This is a genomic window from Rhizobium sp. BK289, assembly GCF_014193575.1.
In the GTDB taxonomy this organism is placed as follows: Bacteria; Pseudomonadota; Alphaproteobacteria; order Rhizobiales; family Rhizobiaceae; genus Rhizobium; species Rhizobium tropici_C.
This window is the reverse complement of sequence record NZ_JACHZO010000003.1, coordinates 379,416-395,735: the sequence shown is the minus strand read 5'-3', so window position 1 is coordinate 395,735 and position 16,320 is coordinate 379,416. Positions and strand designations below refer to the sequence as shown.

At 60.4% G+C, this 16,320-nt stretch carries 14 protein-coding genes and 1 riboswitch; of the genes, 6 read left to right on the top strand and 8 right to left on the bottom strand.

The window, feature by feature from the left end:
- Window positions 1–63: 63 nt before the first annotated feature.
- Window positions 64–789 carry a beta-ketoacyl-ACP reductase gene (locus FHT84_RS08060; RefSeq protein WP_112341592.1) on the top strand — a complete coding sequence of 242 codons (726 nt, stop codon included), beginning with the start codon at window positions 64–66 and terminating at the stop codon, window positions 787–789.
- 116 nt (window positions 790–905) lie between these two features.
- On the opposite strand, the gene FHT84_RS08055 is transcribed toward FHT84_RS08060, so the two are convergent.
- The 3 genes from FHT84_RS08055 to FHT84_RS08045 all read right to left on the bottom strand — a co-directional run bounded on the left by FHT84_RS08055 (window position 906) and on the right by FHT84_RS08045 (window position 1,689).
- Window positions 906–1,082: a hypothetical protein gene (locus tag FHT84_RS08055; protein ID WP_169645216.1), complete on the bottom strand. Its 177-nt coding sequence runs from the start codon at window positions 1,080–1,082 to the stop codon at window positions 906–908.
- A gap of 150 nt (window positions 1,083–1,232) precedes the next feature.
- Window positions 1,233–1,487: a YMGG-like glycine zipper-containing protein gene (locus FHT84_RS08050; RefSeq protein ID WP_112341591.1), complete on the bottom strand. Its 255-nt coding sequence runs from the start codon at window positions 1,485–1,487 to the stop codon at window positions 1,233–1,235.
- A gap of 46 nt (window positions 1,488–1,533) precedes the next feature.
- Window positions 1,534–1,689, bottom strand: a complete 156-nt coding sequence (locus tag FHT84_RS08045) for a DUF3309 family protein (protein ID WP_113249612.1) — start codon at window positions 1,687–1,689, stop codon at window positions 1,534–1,536.
- Window positions 1,690–2,910: 1,221 nt separating this feature from the next.
- On the opposite strand from FHT84_RS08045, the gene FHT84_RS08040 reads away from it, so the two are divergent.
- From FHT84_RS08040 to FHT84_RS08020, 5 genes are all read left to right on the top strand, one after another.
- On the top strand, window positions 2,911–6,033 hold the full coding sequence (locus tag FHT84_RS08040; protein WP_113249613.1) for a helicase-related protein: 3,123 nt from the start codon (window positions 2,911–2,913) through the stop codon (window positions 6,031–6,033).
- Between the two features lie 3 nt (window positions 6,034–6,036).
- Window positions 6,037–6,441, top strand: a complete 405-nt coding sequence (locus FHT84_RS08035) for an RNA-binding S4 domain-containing protein (RefSeq protein ID WP_112341585.1) — start codon at window positions 6,037–6,039, stop codon at window positions 6,439–6,441.
- Between the two features lie 196 nt (window positions 6,442–6,637).
- Window positions 6,638–6,976, top strand: a complete 339-nt coding sequence (gene fdxA / locus FHT84_RS08030) for a ferredoxin FdxA (protein WP_112341737.1) — start codon at window positions 6,638–6,640, stop codon at window positions 6,974–6,976.
- A gap of 398 nt (window positions 6,977–7,374) precedes the next feature.
- Entirely contained in the window at window positions 7,375–7,947 is a 573-nt protein-coding gene (locus tag FHT84_RS08025; protein WP_112341583.1) for a CarD family transcriptional regulator, read from the top strand.
- A gap of 406 nt (window positions 7,948–8,353) precedes the next feature.
- Complete coding sequence (locus FHT84_RS08020) at window positions 8,354–9,217, top strand: RNA polymerase factor sigma-32 (RefSeq protein ID WP_112341582.1); 864 nt, start codon at window positions 8,354–8,356, stop codon at window positions 9,215–9,217.
- 44 nt (window positions 9,218–9,261) lie between these two features.
- Here FHT84_RS08020 and FHT84_RS08015 read toward each other — a convergent pair whose 3' ends face one another.
- The 5 genes from FHT84_RS08015 to FHT84_RS07995 form a co-directional block, all read right to left on the bottom strand.
- Window positions 9,262–10,689 (bottom strand): M48 family metalloprotease, encoded by a 1,428-nt coding sequence (locus FHT84_RS08015; protein WP_112341736.1) that lies wholly within the window; start codon window positions 10,687–10,689, stop codon window positions 9,262–9,264.
- Between the two features lie 375 nt (window positions 10,690–11,064).
- A complete protein-coding gene (locus FHT84_RS08010) occupies window positions 11,065–11,793 on the bottom strand; it encodes an ATP-binding cassette domain-containing protein (RefSeq protein WP_113249614.1) in 729 nt (242 codons plus the stop codon).
- Window positions 11,786–13,423: a thiamine/thiamine pyrophosphate ABC transporter permease ThiP gene (gene thiP, locus FHT84_RS08005; protein WP_183761742.1), complete on the bottom strand. Its 1,638-nt coding sequence runs from the start codon at window positions 13,421–13,423 to the stop codon at window positions 11,786–11,788. Before thiP ends, FHT84_RS08010 begins: the two co-directional genes overlap by 8 nt.
- 10 nt (window positions 13,424–13,433) lie before the next feature.
- A complete protein-coding gene (thiB, locus tag FHT84_RS08000) occupies window positions 13,434–14,426 on the bottom strand; it encodes a thiamine ABC transporter substrate binding subunit (RefSeq protein WP_246698491.1) in 993 nt (330 codons plus the stop codon).
- 86 nt (window positions 14,427–14,512) lie between these two features.
- Window positions 14,513–14,629, bottom strand: a riboswitch (TPP riboswitch).
- A 70-nt stretch (window positions 14,630–14,699) separates the two neighbouring features.
- Window positions 14,700–16,238: an MDR family MFS transporter gene (locus tag FHT84_RS07995; RefSeq protein ID WP_112341578.1), complete on the bottom strand. Its 1,539-nt coding sequence runs from the start codon at window positions 16,236–16,238 to the stop codon at window positions 14,700–14,702.
- Window positions 16,239–16,320 lie beyond the last annotated feature (82 nt).

The following is a 16,320-nucleotide window of genomic DNA, read 5'->3' as shown; positions in this document are numbered from 1 at the left end:
AAAGCGAGCGGGCGACCCGACCTTCGGGCGTCCCGCCTCCGCAGCAAAAAAGGGGAGTGGCACATGAGCAGAGTGGCATTGGTAACCGGGGGTACGCGCGGCATCGGCGCGGCCATTTCGATGGCGCTGCACAATGCGGGTTACAAGGTGGCGGCGACCTATGCCGGCAACGATGAGAAAGCCAGGGCTTTCCACGATGTGACCGGCATCGCCGTCTATAAATGGGATGTCACCGATTACGAAGCCTGCGGCAAGGGCATAGCCAAGGTCGAGCACGATCTCGGGCATGTCGATGTGCTGGTCAACAATGCCGGCATTACCCGCGACGCCATGTTCCACAAGATGACGCCGCAGCAGTGGCACGAAGTCATCAATACGAACCTCACCGGCCTGTTCAACATGACGCATCATGTCTGGCAGGGCATGCGCGACCGCAGCTTCGGCCGTGTGATCAATATCTCTTCGATCAATGGTCAGAAGGGGCAGATGGGGCAGGCGAATTACTCTGCCGCCAAGGCCGGCGATCTCGGCTTCACCAAGGCGCTCGCCCAGGAAGGTGCTGCCAAGAACATCACCGTCAATGCCATTTGCCCCGGCTATATCGGCACGGAAATGGTGCTGGCGGTGCCGGAAAAGGTATTGAACGAGCGCATCATTCCGCAGATTCCGGTGGGGCGCCTGGGCGAGCCCGAGGAGATCGCCCGCATCGCGGTTTTCCTTGCCAGCGATGATGCCGGTTTCATTACGGGATCGACGATAACGGCCAATGGCGGCCAGTTCTTCGTTTAGAGCAATTCCGGGAAAAGGACGCAGTGGGCTCGGGATTTCCGTGAAGAGCTGATCCGCTCTTGCCCGCCTGCATCAGGGAGAGGATTGCCGGATAGAAGTCACAACCGATCCGGCAATCATCCCCGGCCTGAATTTGCCTGCTGCCGCTGTCGTGGCTTGAATTCTAGGATCACGGCTTCTAGCGCCACCCGCTGCTTCTTCTCTTTGTCCCGCATCCGCGCCGCGCTTCCAAGCGCGTAAAAAGTGGTGCCGATGAGCGCGAATGCTGCAATGCTTGCGATGATTGCGGCCATGGTGCCGTTCCTTCCTCAAAACACTGCTCCTTTCCCTGGACCGATCGCGCGGGAAGAGGATTCTCTCAGAAACTGAGGCTTCCAGGGCCTGCCCTGAGGGTCGGATGTCCGCGACCGAGCCGCAGAAGCGGCTGGTCGCGGCCTCAGGTCTTAGCGGCAACGAGCTTCGTAGCGATGGCCGTATCGGTCGCGATAGATGCAATAGCCACGGCGCTCATGGGAGCGTCCGATGAGATTGCCGACGACGCCGCCGGCAACAGCGCCGACTGCCGCGCCACCCCAGCTATGGGTGGCCACGCCGCCGATCAGGGCGCCGGTGCCGGCACCGATGGCAGTCCCTTTTTCCGTTGCCGTGCACGACGCTAAAGCGCCGACAAGGGCGATCGCGACGATGATCTTCTTCATGGTGTTAGCTCCCTGGTGTTGTGAAGTTTGAACATTGACCCGCGGATCAAATCCGCCCCATCAATAACAAAATGAGGACAATGACAAGAACAAGTCCGAGACCGCCCGATGGACCGTACCCCCATCCCCGGCTGTAACCCCAGTTGGGCAGTGCGCCGATCAGCAGCAGAATCAGTATAATAAGCAATACCGTACCAAGCATGATATGTCTCCTCCATGTCCATCGCTTGAATGGCGCCGGTAATTTCGTTCATTCCGGCACTATGCTCCAGCGCTTCCAGCTCGAATCGGTTTCCTAGTGAATGGGCGGAGTTCCTCAATTCTGCAGATAGAAACTTGCGTCGCAGAAAATTGTTCCGGCTAAGAAATAAAAAGGCGGGAATGGCGGCGAGAGCGTATTCAGCCAGATATTCACGCGATGGCGCGACGCAGGTGTGGAAGAGAGTGTCCGCGATTAGCTCGTATGGTTAAAATATCATTAAAATACAATATGTTGCGGTGAACAAAAAGAGAAAAGGAGCATGTCCGCGATTCGTCGGTGATTCGTTCTGCCTTTGGACTTTGGTTAATGTCCGGATGCCTTCTTACAGGTTGCCGACATACAGAAGGAGCGAAATCGGGTATGCGGAGGTAGGCGCCTTCCTGCCTCGTTCGGTTTGGGTTGGCCTTGCGAAGAGGTTTTGTGGCCTTACCGCCTCCCGAATTTCGATGCTGTTCTGGCGAAGTAGAAATATGTAGCCATGAAATCTGGACGCTGCAGTCACGGCGTTTTGCCGATAACCGCATCTTATACGTGTATTTGCGAAATCGTTATATTTGCACTCGTTAAAAGGTTGATCGCAATTCCTGATTCGGCCGGAATTGTGGGTTCAACCATTCAGAGTCCTGTATGCATCGGCTGTCGAGGCGCTAGATATAGTACGGAACAAAAGTAGAATCGTGCGGAATCAGCGATTCGTCTCCGATTCGTTCTGGCTTTGACCTCAGATCTCGAAGAGAAGGGCGCTGTTCCGAAAATCCGATGATTTACAGATAATTAACCATAAAATATAGCGATCTTCGCCGGCTTCGGATTCTCGGCTTGACTCCTTTTCTCGTGGAAAAGGCACTGAAATGAGATTCAGCATTTGGTGTGACTCTTTTCATCGAAATCCATATATTGTAGTGAACAAAAAAAGAACGCTAGTGAGTCAGCGATTCGTCTCCGATTCGTTCTCAAGGTGTTCCGCGATCGTCGGGACTCGCATGAGATGCAGGGTTAATGTGGCTTACGGTTGAGACCGTCAATAATGAAATCGGTTGTTGCGGTGGCTGTTTTTTTATTCAGGTCTTGCCTTTGTCGCATATGGTCGTCATCTCTTCGTTTCCTCCTTGGGGAACTTGCTGATCGAAAGACGGTGGTTTCTCGCCCATGCACGGACCAATGACACAGACTTCGCAGCCCATGATCCTGAGCGGACGCGGCGTGACCGCGGTGCTCGGACCGACCAATACCGGCAAGACCCATTATGCCATCGAACGCATGGTGGCGCACGGCAGCGGCGTGATCGGCCTGCCGCTGCGGCTGCTGGCGCGCGAGGTCTATACCCGCGTCGTCGAAAAGGTCGGGGCTCAGCATGTCGCGCTTGTCACGGGCGAGGAAAAAATATCTCCGCCCAATGCCCGCTTTTCCGTCTGCACCGTCGAAGCCATGCCGCGCGAGACGCGTGCCTCCTTCGTCGCCATCGACGAGGTCCAGCTTGCTGGCGATCTAGAGCGCGGCCATATCTTCACGGACCGCATCCTGCACCTGCGTGGCCGCGACGAGACGCTGCTATTGGGTGCCGGCACGATGCGGCCCATCCTCGAACAGCTTCTGCCTGGGATCACCGTCCTTGAGCGGCCGCGGCTGTCGCATCTTTTCTATGCCGGGCAGAAGAAGATCACGCGCTTGCCGCAGCGCACCGCGATCGTGGCTTTTTCCGCCGATGAGGTCTATGCGATCGCGGAGCTCATCCGCCGCCAGCGTGGCGGCGCCGCCGTCGTGCTTGGGGCGCTCAGCCCGCGTACCCGCAATGCGCAAGTAGCCCTGTACCAGGCCGGCGATGTCGAATATCTGGTCGCGACCGATGCGATCGGCATGGGCCTCAATCTCGATGTCGACCATGTCGCCTTTGCCCAGGACCGCAAGTTCGACGGCTATCAGTTCCGTAACCTCAATCCGGCCGAGCTCGGCCAGATCGCCGGCCGCGCCGGCCGTCATCTCAAGGACGGCACCTTCGGCGTAACGGGGCAGGTGGACCCGTTCGACGACGAGCTGGTCCGCCGGATCGAGGGACACGAATTCGACATGGTCAAGGTGCTGCAATGGCGCAGCAAGGATCTGGATTTCGCTTCGATCGCAGCTCTGCGCGCCAGTTTGGAAGACGCGCCGCGCGTGCAGGGGTTGACGCGGGCGCTGCCTGCGGTAGACCAGCAGGCGTTGGAATATTTGTCACGCGATCTGGAGATAGTCGATCTTGCCAGCAACCCGGCTCGGGTTGAGAAATTGTGGGAGGCCTGCGCGCTTCCCGACTATCGGCGCATTACGCCTGCCCAGCACGCCGATCTTATTGCCGCCCTCTTTTCCGACCTGGTGCGCTATGGCACGGTGAAAGAGGACTTCCTGGCCGAACAGGTGCATCGTGCCGATCGGACGGATGGCGAGATCGACACGCTTTCGGCGCGAATCGCGCAGATAAGGACTTGGACCTATGTGTCGAACCGGCCCGGCTGGCTTGCCGATCCGACACACTGGCAAGAAAAGACGCGGGAAATCGAAGATCGATTGTCCGACGCGTTACATGAGAGGTTGACGAAACGCTTTGTTGATCGCAGGACATCTGTGCTCATGAAGCGCCTGAGAGAGAATGCGATGCTGGAAGCTGAAATCAGTGTGAATGGGGATGTCTTCGTCGAAGGGCATCATGTGGGACAGTTGACCGGTTTCCGGTTCACGCCGGTTGCCGGCACCGAGGGGCCGGATGCGAAGGCCGTCCAGACAGCCTCCCAGAAGGCGCTGTCGCTGGAATTCGAGGCGCGCGCCGCGCGTCTGCATGCGGCTGGCAACAGCGATCTTGCGATCAGCGCCGATGGCCTCGTGCGCTGGCTCGGCGATCCCGTGGCGCGTCTGTCGGGAAGCGATCATATCATGCGTCCGCGTGTGATCCTGCTTGCCGACGAGCAGCTGACGGGCAATGCGCGCGATCATGTCGCCTCGCGCATCGAGCGTTTCGTGAACCATCATATCAGCACGATCCTGAAGCCGCTCGACGATCTTCAGCGTGCCGAGGATCTGCAGGGCCTCGCCAAGGGGCTCGCTTTCCAGCTGGTGGAAAATCTCGGCGTTCTGTTCCGCCGCGACGTGACCGAAGAGGTGAAGTCGCTGGATCAGGATGCGCGCGCCTCCATGCGCCGCTACGGCGTCCGCTTCGGCGCCTATCATATTTTCGTGCCCGCATTGCTGAAGCCGGCCCCCGCCGAACTCATCACGCTGCTCTGGGCTCTGAAGAACGATGGCCTGGACAAGCCGGGCTATGGCGATCTGATCCCCGTTCTCGCCGCCGGCCGTACCTCGGTCGTCACCGATCCGGGCTATGAGCGCATGTTCTACAAGCTTGCCGGCTTCCGCTTTCTTGGAAAGCGCGCGGTCCGCATCGATATTCTCGAGCGCCTGGCGGATCTCATCCGTCCGCTCCTGCAGTGGAAGCCCGGCCAGGCTTCGCGCCCCGAAGGCGCTTATGACGGTCGCCGCTTCACCACGACGACCGCCATGCTCTCCATCCTCGGTGCGACGCTCGAGGACATGGAGGAAATTCTCAAGGGTCTCGGCTACCGCGCCGATTCGGTGAAGGCCGAGGAGGCCACGGCCTTCCTTGCCCAGCAGGATGCCGCGGCGACACCGGCATCGTCGGCTGCGGAAGCCGCTGCCGAAAAGACCGATCATGACGACGCCGACGCTGCGGGCGACGAGCCGGCTAAGGAACCGGAAGCCGTCGCGCAGGAAGCAGCTCCCGCCGTCGAACCGGTGGCAGCGGCAGCTGACGTTGCCGAGGCTGCCGACACTGAAGCCGCTGCCGCGGAACCTGCCGAGCCGAAGCCAGTTCTGCTCTGGCGCCTGGGTGGCCGCAACGATAATCAGCAGCGCCAAGGCGGCCGCGGTCATGGTGACCGTCGCGGTCAGCAGGGCGAGGGCCGCGGTCAGCACGGCAATCGCCGTGGCGGTGGCGAGCAGCAGGCGAGCGGTGGCGAGGGCAATCGCGAGGGACGTGACCGTCGCGATGGCCGTGACAACCGCGGCGGTGACAAGGGGCCGCGCGCCAACCGCGAGGGCGGCCGTCCGCAGCATCAGGGCAACCGGGGTGACCGTCAGGAGCGTGGCGAACGCAATGACCGGAACGATCGCAACAATCGCGGTGCATCGCAGCCATTGCGCTTCGAGGCCAAGCCGCCGCGCAAAGAAAAGCCGATCGATCCGGATTCTCCTTTCGCCAAGCTCGCTGCCCTCAAGGAGCAGATGAAGAAATAACCCATGACGGACGAGAGACAGCCATTTTCCGGTTCGCGCCAGCGCATCGACAAATGGCTGTTCTTTGCCCGCATGGTGAAATCCCGCTCGCTGGCGCAGCTCTACGTTCAGAACGGCAGCGTACGGGTCAATGGCGAGCGGATTGTGCAGCCGAGTTTCGGCGTCAAGGCGGGCGACCGTATCGAGCTCTCGCTGGAGCGCCGAGATGTCGTCCTCATCGTGCGTGCCGCCGGCGAGCGCCGAGGCCCTTTCGAGGAAGCCAAGCTGCTCTATGAGGACCTAACGCCGCCGCCGGATGAGACAAAACGCCTCACCCCGTTCGAGCAGGCATTACGGGCGCCGGGGAGTGGAAGGCCCACGAAGCGCGATCGCCGTGCAATCGATCGCCTGATCTCGGACGACGATTAGAAAACTCTGCCCGTCTCAGGCCGCTTTCCAGATTGTTTGTCCTTGAAATTGGATGACAAAGTCGATACCTCACCATCAACCTGCCGGTAACCAGCCGGGCGGCGCGTTTGCGCTTGATCCCCGTTCGGCTCCGCGGGAGCGCGCGACGTTCCAGGTTGCGCATCCGCGGAAGCTAAAGACATTCCTGGAGTGCTTCGTGACATATGTCGTGACCGATAATTGCGTCCGCTGCAAATATACCGATTGCGTGGAAGTCTGCCCTGTTGACTGCTTCTACGAAGGCGAGAACTTTCTCGTCATCCATCCCGACGAATGCATCGATTGCGGTGTCTGCGAACCGGAATGTCCCGCCGAGGCGATTAAGCCCGATACGGAGCCGGGCCTCGACAAGTGGCTGAAGATCAATATGGAGTATGCCGCCATCTGGCCCAACATCACGGTCAAGCGCGACCCGTTGCCGGAAGCCAAGGAGATGGATGGCGAAGAAGGAAAGTTCGAGAAGTATTTCTCAGCGAACCCAGGAACCGGCGACTGACCGAGGGCCGTGACAGGCGGTCGATAAAGGTGTAGTCGATATCGCAGAAAGCGAATCATTGCCGTCAGGCCGCATAGCGGTCAACGTGGCCCTTTTGGCGCGCGTACAGCAAATTATTGATTTCCTCAGATTTTTGTGATAGGTTCCGCACACTGATCCACTGCGGCATTTCGCATGCCCAAAACCATCACGAAAGCAAATCACCAATCCGTACGCGGTTTCCTTGACATATCAACCGTTTGTGTTGTCGGGTCTTAGATCGCGATGGGTGGGTTTCTGTTTGCATAAGTCTGGCTGGACCAGGATGAAGTGACCCCGACGGTACGTCCGTCTCATCCGGGCCTGACTGACCCGGCACCCGGCCCAACCGGGCGCGTAACAGGGAGTTTTTGAAAAGAATGACGACCCAGCAGAAAAAACCTTCAGCAGCACGCCATGGCTTCAAAACTGGTGAAGCGATCGTTTATCCCGCCCACGGCGTCGGCACGATCACTGCCATCGAAGAGCAAGAAGTCGCAGGCATGAAGCTCGAGCTGTTCGTAATCGACTTCGAGAAAGACAAGATGCGCCTGAAGGTGCCGGTGGCCAAGGCCATGAGCATCGGCATGCGCAAGCTTTCCGAGACGGATTTCGTCGAGCGGGCGCTGAAGGTCGTGCAGGGCAAAGCCCGCGTGAAGCGCACCATGTGGTCGCGTCGCGCGCAGGAATATGATGCCAAAATCAATTCCGGTGATCTGCTCTCCATCGCCGAGGTGGTTCGCGATCTCTATCGCGCCGAGAACCAGCCCGAGCAGTCCTATTCCGAACGTCAGCTTTACGAAGCTGCGCTCGATCGCATGGCGCGCGAAATTGCAGCCGTCAACAAGATGTCGGAAACCGAAGCCGTTCGCCTTGTCGAGACCAATCTCAACAAGGGTCCCAAGCGCGGCAAGGTCGTCGAGGAAGACGATTCCCAGGACGAAGCAGCCTAAGGCGAGCGCGCCAATCCAGCTTCAAAAAACCCGGCCTTCGTGCCGGGTTTTTTCTTTGGAACCTTTTTGCTTCTGCCGCGTTTAAGCCTCGTGTTAACGGTCGGTGTGAGTGCACTCCTGTGGGGAGAGGCTCCGGACTGGCCGTATTATCGACATTCACGAGGACCGGCCTATGCGTTTTCATCCGAAGCCCCCCGGCGATCTGAACATGCTTCAATCGTCAGACCCATTCGCTGAGATCGAACAAGACTAGTCATCGATTATCCGGCGAACCGGATATCGGTCTCCAATTTGAATTTCATTCATTGATTTCCATCCGAGCAGCGATGTTCGGAAACGATACTTGTTGCCCTTTTCGTCGACCGCGGCACTGAAGACGACTTGAGGCTGAACCTAGGAGATGCGTATGACGAACATGTCTGCAGATCGACGTATGATCAAAGTCGCGATGGCTGCTCCCTATCTCGATCGCGACGAAGAACATGATCTTGCTATACGCTGGAAGGATCATGATGATCGTGGCGCCCGCAACCAGATAGCAACTGCCCATATGCGCCTCGTCATTTCCATGGCGGGCAAATTCCGCAATTTCGGACTGCCCATGAGCGATCTCGTCCAGGAGGGCTATGTCGGCCTCCTCGAGGCAGCCGCCCGTTTCGAACCGGAACGGGAAGTTCGCTTCTCGACCTATGCAAGCTGGTGGATCCGCGCTTCCATCCAGGACTATATTCTGCGCAATTGGTCGATCGTGCGTGGTGGCACGAGTTCGGCGCAGAAGGCCTTGTTCTTCAATCTTCGACGCCTGCGCGCCAAGCTCGCCCGCAGCAATTCGAGCGTTACCGTCCAGTCCATCCATGAGGAAATCGCAGTTGCGCTCGGGGTCAGTCTTGCCGACGTGCAGACCATGGATGCGCGCCTTTCCAGCAGCGATACGTCCCTGCAGGCGCCGTCGATATCAAGCGATTCCGAAAGCGCGGAACGTATCGATTTTCTCATCAGCGACGAACCGCTTCCGGACGAGCAGGTTTCCGACATGATCGACGGCGAACGCCGGCGCATATGGCTCGCTTCGGCGCTGAAGCATCTCAACGAACGCGAGATGAAGATCATCCAGGCACGACGCCTCGTGGAAGACGGAGCGACGCTCGAAGAACTCGGCGCCGATCTTGGAATTTCCAAGGAACGTGTGCGTCAGATCGAAAGCCGCGCAATGGACAAGCTCCGCAACGCGCTTGTCGATGCGGATCCTCGTATGGCGAGCTACGCGTGAGACTGCTCTTCTCCCGGCCAGGGAGAAGATAGATAGGCCGATCGCTATTCCGAAATAATCTTGACCTTGTCGCCCGGCGCAATCGTTGCCCCGGTCGGTAGGGCGTTGATCAGTTTGAACAGGTCGAGCTTGCGGTCGGTCCCCATCATGCGGGCGGCGAGCGTCGTGATCGTGTCGCCCGGCTTGACGGTGACGACGCGGACCCTGAGCGGCTTCAGCGAGGCTGCCTCATCCGGCGTCATGTGCCGGAAACTCGAGCGCAGTACGTCCGCCGTCTGGTTGAGCTGGGCGATGTTCCCCTTCGGCACAGCTGTCAGGAAACGGAAGATCTGCGTGCGGTCGCGGATGACCGTGACATCGAAATCCCAGCGATCGGCCGAAGCGCGCGCGGTTGCAGCCGGCATGCCGTTGACGGTGATCGACTGGATCGAAGAGGGATCGAGGCCCGTCACCCAGCCGCTGGAAATATAATTCGTCAGGTTCTGGTTCTGGCTGTCGGCAACACCGTCGAAGCGGATGGCGATATCGCCGGGGCCGGTCGCCATGACGGCCTCGACCTTGTTGTCGATGCGGAAATCCGGCGGCACGTCGAAGCGGATGCCGAGGCCACCGTGCAGGAAGGTCTGGCCACGGACATAGCCTTCCTCGGGGCTGTCACCATAGAGCAGACCATCGATACCGTTCAGATAATAATCGCGGCCGATGTCGCCGACCTTGCCTTCCTCACCGAATTCGCGGGCATGCGCCTTGGCAAGATCGATGCGCTGTGGCGTGCTCGGGTGGCTCGAAAGGAAGTCTAGGCTCTGGTCGGCATCGGAATTGGCCGACATGAAGCGGCTGTAGTCTTCCATGGCGTTCAGGAAGCGGGCAGCGGCATACGGATCGTAGCCGGCCTGGCCGAGCGTGCGGATGCCGATCTCGTCGGCCTGGAGTTCCTGCTGGCGCGAGAAGGCGGCAAGACGCAGCTTGCCGCGTGCGAGCGCCTGCTTGCCGGCCAGATCGCTCGACAGGACTTCCGAAACGACGCGGCTGGCGATGACTTCGGCTTCCTCGCGTTTTTGCCGCTCGATGCCGTGATTGGCTGTCACGTGCGCCATCTCGTGCGACAGCACGGCAGCGACTTCGGAAGCATCATTGGCAAGCGCCAGAAGGCCGCGGGTCACGTAGAGATAGCCGCCCGGAAGCGCAAAGGCGTTGATCGACGGCGAATTGAGAATGGTGATGCGATAGGACTGCTGCGGATTTTCCGACACGCTGGTCAAGGCCCCAGCGATGCGAGCGACGAGCCGCTCGGTCTTGGCGTCCTTGTACTCGCCGCCATAGCTTGCAAGGATACGCGGATGCTCGCGCGCACCCATCTGCGCGCGCGGATCGTTCTTCTGCACCTCGGAGACGATCTGCGGATTGGCGGACGGCGACACGCTCGGCTGATAGGACTGATCCATCACCGTCTGGCAGCTGTCCAACACCATGGCAGCGACAAGGAGCGGGGCAAAGCGGCGCAAACGGGGTGCGACGGTCACGCTGATCCTTCGTTCTGCTCGTTCGCTCTGCTTCAGTACCAGTATCCCACTCATTTCGCTGCCATGCCGGCTCGGCACCAAATCCGGTTGATCGTTACCGGGTTGATCATCGTCGCGCACCGATAGAGGTTGCCTGCATCCTCATCGATCCGCATCTGCCCGGACGGTCTCCAACCCTTGCTCTAGCCGATTTTGGCACCGGTTGCATAGCGAGACTCCGTTTAAATGTGGCGGCGTTGTATTTTAGCAAGCATTTCCGAGGACTTTCAGCCGTTTGGCACGACGAAATTAAGGCAAAGCCGACAGCAAGATGCTGCAGCGCAATCAATGCTGCAGAAATGTGGTCAATGCCGGAATGTCGCCCGCCGTCAGGAAGGTCTCGACGGAGGCGGCAAGCCTGATCGCGCCGCCCTCGATGAAGACGGCATGGTCGGCAAGACGCCGCACCTCGGCCGGATCATGCGAAACGATCAGCACCGTATTGCCGCTCTCGCGATGCAGGGTTTTCAAAAGTTCGACCATGCCGGAGCGTAGGCCTGGATCAAGGGCGGCGAAGGGTTCGTCCAGCAGTAGGATCGGCTTGTCACGCACCAGCGCCCTTGCGAAGGCGGCACGCTGTCGTTCGCCGCCGGAAAGTGTCCCCGGCTTGCGCTTCTCGAAGCCAGGAAGCCCAACGCGCGCCAGCGCCTCCGAGACCCTTTGCCGATCCTGTACCGAAAGCTTCAATGAAGGGCTGATGCCAAGGCCGACATTGGTGAAGAGATCGAGATGGGCAAAGAGGTTGTTGTCCTGAAAGACCAGCGACACCGGCCGGTCGGCGGGATGCAGGCCGGTCACGTCCTGCCCGGCAAGCAGGATGCGGCCGCGATCGGGCTGCTCGAAGCCGGCCAATAGATTGAGAAAGGTGGATTTGCCGGATCCCGACGGCCCGGCGATGGCGATGATCTTGCCCTGCGGCAACGTGCAATCGAAGCGGAAATCATGCGTGCCGAGGCGCAGCTCGACGCCGGCCATGGCAATGCCTTGTTTCTTCATGTCGTGGCCGTCAGTCATTTCTGTTGCTTTCGTGATCGCTCATGCTCTGGCCGGCCGTGCCGGCGATGGTCAAAAGAAGGCAGACCAGGCCGAGGATCAAGGCATATCCATCGGCATCGTTCGTGCGATAGCTGCCGAGCTTGCTATAGACCAGCCAGGGCAGGGTCATCAGGCTATCCGAGCCGAAGAGCGCCACCGCGCCGAGATCGCCGAGCGACAGCGCCATGGCGAACGAGAGGGCGGTGAAGAACGGCTTGCGCAGGCCCGGCCAATCGATGAGGCGGAGGCGGGCAATGCCGTGAAGGCCGAGGCTCGCCGCCAGCCGTTCGGTGCGGCTGACATGGACCGCATAGGCCGGTTCGATGACGCGGATGACGAAGGGCAGCGCCATCAGCGCATTGATGACAATGATGAGGATGGCGGCAACGCGGCTGGGATCACCCAATGGTCTCAGCGCCAGGAACCAGCCAGTTGCCAGCACGATCGGCGGGACGAGTAGGATAAGGGATGAGCTCGCGCTCAAGGCGACCGCCAGGCTGCGCAGGCTGGCGGTCTTGCGGCGATCCGCCGAGATCACCGATCGGGCGCGGATGATTGCAAAGGATATCAAGACCGCCAGAAGGCCGGCGGCGAGCGCAATCGCCACGCTGGTGACGGCTGCTTGCAGAAAGATCGGCTGGACGGCGAGCTTCGGAAGGTTTGCCTTCAGGCCAGTTACCACAACCGAAGCGAGCGGCAGGCCGAGAAAGAGAGTAGCGGCCGACAGCAGGAAAGCGTCAATCCATCGTGCAGCCGTCTTTTGGCCATCGATACGATGAAGCGCGCGACCGCTGGTCAGCCCATGATCGTCGGGCGCGCGAAACAGCGTCATGGCGCCGAGAACGAGGAGTGTGACGGCGATCTGCAGCAACGACAGCATCACGGCGCGGCCGGGATCGAAATCGAAGCGGAGCGCCTGATAGATCGCCACTTCCAGCGTCGTTGCGGCCGGGCCGCCGCCAAGGATCAGGACCAGCGTGAAGCTGGTGGCGCAGAGCATGAAGATCAGGCCGGCGATGCCGGGTATGAGACCGAGCAGGATGGGCCATTCGATGAAGCGAAAGACCGAGGCGGGCCGCATGCCGAGCCCGCCTGCCACAAGCCAGTATTCCGCCGGCACCCGCTCCAGCCCGGCCAGCATCAGCCGGCAGGCGAGGGGCATATTGAAGAAGACATGCGCCAGCAGGATGCCGGCCAGGCCATAGATGCTGACGGGCTGCGACAGGCCAAGCGCCGTAAGCGTCTGATTGATAAGCCCCTGCCGGCCCCAGATGCCGAGCAGGCCGAGCGCGCCTATCAGCACCGGCAGGCCCATCGGCACGGCCATCATCCGGATCAGCCATAGCCGACCCGGAAAGCGGGGCTGACGCGCCAGTGCGCGCGCGACGGGTATGGCGAGCACGACCGATAACAGGGTCGAGAGCACCGCCTGCAGCAGCGTGAAGCGCAGGACACGCAGCAAGTAGGGATCTGTCAGGGGATTGGTGTCGCCGGATTCGATACCGGCGGCTAAGAGGACGAAGACAGCGATCCCGACGAAGAGCACGACGCCGGCGAGGCCGAATGCCCCGCTGGAAATGGCGCGTCTTCGCTCTGGTGCCGTAAGTATCGTCAAGGCATCAGTTGCCGCTGGTGGCGGCCAGCCATTCGTCGATCCAGGCCTTGCGGTTCTTGTCGACGACCTCGGGGCTCATCAGGAAGGTCTTCGACGGCACGACGAGCTTGCTGAAGGCATCCGGCAGCGGCTCCGAAGTGGCGGAGGCCGGCATCATCCAATTGCTTGTCGGGATGATGTCCTGGAAACCGGCGGAGATCATGAACTTCAGGAAATCGCGGGCAAGCTCCTTGTTCGGCGAGGACTTGATGAGGCCGGCGACCTCGATCTGGATATAGTGTCCTTCCGAGAAGGCGGCCGCCTGATAGCGGTCGGTCTTGTCTTCGATCATGTGGTAGGCCGGCGACGTCGTGTAGGAGAGCACCATCGGCGCTTCGCCCTTGGTGAATAGGTCGTAGGCTTCCGACCAGCCGGGGGTGACGGTCAGGATGCGTCCCTTGAGCTTCGTCCAGGCATCGGCTGCCTTGTCGCCGTAGATCGACTTGACCCAGAGCAGCAGGCCAAGACCCGGCGTCGAGGTGCGCGGGTCTTCGATGACGATCTTTTGCGAGGGGTCGCCCTCGACAAGATCCTTCATGCTCTTCGGCGGGTTCTTGACCGTCTGGCTGTCGTAGATCACGGCGAAATGGCCGTAGTCATAGGGCACAAAGACGTCGTCCTTGAAACCCCCCGGAACCTTGAGGGCCGAGGTGTCGACACCGCTTGCATCGAAGAGGCCGGTATCCTTCGCTTCATCTATGAGATTGGTGTCCAGGCCGAGAACGACATCGGCCTTGGTGCCCGTACCTTCCAGCTTCAGGCGGGAGAGAAGTGCCACGCCATCGGTGACGGCGACGTAGTTGACCGTGCAGCCGCAGGTCTTCTCGAAGGCGGCCTTGACCTTGGCGCCCGGACCCCAATCGGCGGTGAAGCTCTCATAGGTGTAGATGGTCAAGGTCTTGTCGGCTGCCTCGGCCGTCTGGGCAGCAAAAAACGTAGCGCCGGCGGAAAGGGCCAGGCCGGCGAAGAATGACAATAGGGATCGGTTTTGCACGACAGCGCCTCCACTTTGGTTTCGTCTTGAAGGGGAAAAGGGCGCTATGATTTCGTCACGCGTCTAATCCCTCCGCCGGTGTTAGCCGGATCAGGTTCCGCGGGTTGGCCAGTGAAAGCCTCTCAGCCAGATATCCTAGAGGATATGAGGCACCCCGTTAGAGCGTCGGCAGATTTAGCCTTGTGACGAAGGGATGACAAGGGAAATGATTCCCCTGTCGATTGCAGGTGGGTGATCTTACTCGGCGGCGTGAGCGGCGGCCGTTGGGCTTTCGAATTTCTTCGTTGCACCGGGCAGCTGCACGTTCTTCAGCGTCAGCGCGGTCAGCAGTCCGATGAGGCAGATGCCGGCAGCCGTCATGAACAGCGGGCTGAAAGCGCTCGCATAGGCGTTAGCGACGGCCTCGCGGGTCGCCTCGGGCAATGCGGCCATCATCTTCGGCGTCAACTGTTCGATATCGGATACGCCCGATATGGAGACGCCGACATTGCCGAGCTTGGCGGCGATGATGGCGCCGTAGACGGAGATGGCGATCGAGGCGCCGCCCATGCGCGAGAGCGTGACCGCACCGGTCGCCGCGCCGACGTCCCGGGCACCGGCCGCATTCTGCACGCCGATGACGGGAACCTGCTGCGCGAGGCCGATACCGATGCCGTGCAGCAGCATCAGGCCACCGATGAAGACGACGGGCGTGCCGGCAGGCAGGACGGCGAGCAAGCCAAATGCGATGGCGCTGCAGGCAGCGCTCGCGATGGCAAAGGGTTTGTAACGCCCTTTGGCCGCAATCAGCCGGCCGGCCGAGAGCGAGCCGCAGACGATGCCGCCGGTCAGGAGAATGAACAGCAGGCCGGCCATCGAGGGCGAAAGGCCAGTCGTCGTCTGCAGGAAGAGCGCGAAATAATTCACCATGCCGATGGCCACGGCGCCGCTGGTGATCGAGATGATCAGCAGGAGGCCGAATGTTGGATTGCGGAACAGCGTCATCGGCACGATCGGCTCGGGCGCGCGGCGTTCGATGAAGACCCAGGCGATGGCGCAAATCGCGCCGAAGGCGATGATGCCGAGGCACTGCGGCGACAGCAGCGATCCGAAGAGTTCGGTGCCGTCGGCGGCAAGCACGATGCTCGTCGTCGTCAGTGCAAGAACGGTCGCGCCGGCATAGTCGATCTTCGGCCGGCGGGCCGGCTTGCGATAGGGCAGCATGAAGGCGAGACCGGCCAGCACGACAAAGCCGATCGGCACATTGACGAGAAAGATCGAGCGCCAGCCGAAGAGATCGCTCATCGTGCCGCCGAGAACCGGGCCGATGGCGCCTGACGCCATCAGCACGAGGCTGGAATAGCTCTGGTAGCGGGCGCGTTCCCGCGGCTCGAAGAGATCGGCATTGACGGCGAAGATCGACACCAGGATGCCGCCGCCCCCAAGGCCCTGAAGGACGCGGGCGGCAATCAGCGTGTCCATCGAGACGGCCAGGCCGCAGACGGCGGAGCCGATCGTGAAGATCGCGATCGCCGTCATCATCACATATTTGCGGCCGAAGAGATCGCCGAGCTTGCCGTAGACAGGCATGACGGCGGAGAGCGAGAGAAGATAGGCTGACCCGATCCAGCCGAAACGCTCCAGATGCCCGAATTCGCCAACGATCGTCGGAAGCGCCGTCGAGACGATCTGGTTGTCGAGCGTTGCCATGAACATGGCAGTCATCAGAAACAGAAAGAGTATAAGCCGCCGTTTATGATCCGCTACGAGCGGCGCGAACGTTGTCTGCATGTCCATGGGGCAAAAATCCGAACTTGGCCGAAACGCTGCGCGGTCGATCGAATGCGCGGGACGCCCGGTTTTCATAGTCGATATATAT

Coding starts and splice junctions, on each gene's coding strand:
- FHT84_RS08020 (WP_112341582.1), top strand. CDS start 8,354: ATGACGAACATGTCTGCAGATCGACGTATGATCAAAGTCGCGATGGCT.
- FHT84_RS08045 (WP_113249612.1), bottom strand. CDS start 1,689: ATGCTTGGTACGGTATTGCTTATTATACTGATTCTGCTGCTGATCGGC.
- FHT84_RS08050 (WP_112341591.1), bottom strand. CDS start 1,487: ATGAAGAAGATCATCGTCGCGATCGCCCTTGTCGGCGCTTTAGCGTCG.
- FHT84_RS08015 (WP_112341736.1), bottom strand. CDS start 10,689: ATGGTGTTGGACAGCTGCCAGACGGTGATGGATCAGTCCTATCAGCCG.
- FHT84_RS08040 (WP_113249613.1), top strand. CDS start 2,911: ATGACACAGACTTCGCAGCCCATGATCCTGAGCGGACGCGGCGTGACC.
- FHT84_RS07995 (WP_112341578.1), bottom strand. CDS start 16,238: ATGGACATGCAGACAACGTTCGCGCCGCTCGTAGCGGATCATAAACGG.
- FHT84_RS08010 (WP_113249614.1), bottom strand. CDS start 11,793: ATGACTGACGGCCACGACATGAAGAAACAAGGCATTGCCATGGCCGGC.
- FHT84_RS08055 (WP_169645216.1), bottom strand. CDS start 1,082: ATGGCCGCAATCATCGCAAGCATTGCAGCATTCGCGCTCATCGGCACC.
- FHT84_RS08025 (WP_112341583.1), top strand. CDS start 7,375: ATGACGACCCAGCAGAAAAAACCTTCAGCAGCACGCCATGGCTTCAAA.
- FHT84_RS08060 (WP_112341592.1), top strand. CDS start 64: ATGAGCAGAGTGGCATTGGTAACCGGGGGTACGCGCGGCATCGGCGCG.
- FHT84_RS08035 (WP_112341585.1), top strand. CDS start 6,037: ATGACGGACGAGAGACAGCCATTTTCCGGTTCGCGCCAGCGCATCGAC.